The 792-nt window shown below is 68.8% G+C and carries 1 protein-coding gene; it reads left to right on the forward strand.

Going from position 1 to position 792, the window contains the following annotated elements:
- Positions 1-176 precede the first annotated feature (176 nt).
- A partial coding sequence (locus G3N99_RS40505; protein WP_206125229.1) for a LysR family transcriptional regulator occupies positions 177-792 on the forward strand: 616 nt, incomplete at its 3' end.

The raw sequence follows: 792 nt of genomic DNA on the forward strand, positions 1-792 counted from the left end.
TCCAGCGATGGGCCGGGCCGCGCGCATCGCGGGCGGGCGAGGAGGGGGAAGCGACGTACGAGGTATCCATGGCGGCAGGCCCGGTTGGAAATTGACATCGACAGTCTGGCGACCTACATTCATCCTGAAAATCGGAAAGTTCCTGATGAATCGTTCGATAAAACAGGATGGTTGATATGCCCGGACAAGACATTCCACGCGACGACGGCGAGTCGCTCGCGCTGGCCGATGCCACGCTGGCCCGGCCCAACTTCGACGTGGCGGCGCTGCGCAGCCTAGTCGCGGGTGTGGATCTCGGCAGTTTTGCGAAGGCGGCCGACCGCGTCGCGCGCTCGTCGTCGGCGGTGAGCGCGCAGATCCGCAAGCTCGAGGAGCAGGCCGGCACGCCGCTGTTCGTGAAGGCCGGGCGCGGGCTCGCGCTGACCGACGCCGGCGATGCGATGCTGCGCTATGCGCGGCGGATGATCGAGCTGAACGACGAGGCGGCCGCGGCCGTGCGCGGCATGAATCTCGACGGCTGGGTGCGCGTCGGGCTGCAGGAGGATTTCGGCGAGGCGATTTTGCCCGACGTGCTCGGGCGGTTCGCGCGCGCACATCCGAAGGTACGGATCGAGGCGCGCGTGGCGCGCAATGCCGACCTGCTCGACCGGCTCGATGCGAACCAGCTCGATCTCGCGCTGGTGTGGGGCGATCCGGCGTCGGCGGCGCTGGTGGCGCGCTCTGGGATCGACAGCGAAGCGATCGCGCAGGTGCCGATGCAGTGGGTCGGGGCGGCGGGCGGCTTCGGCGTGC

This window comes from Burkholderia sp. Ac-20392 (assembly GCF_017104585.1).
GTDB lineage: Bacteria > Pseudomonadota > Gammaproteobacteria > Burkholderiales > Burkholderiaceae > Burkholderia > Burkholderia lata.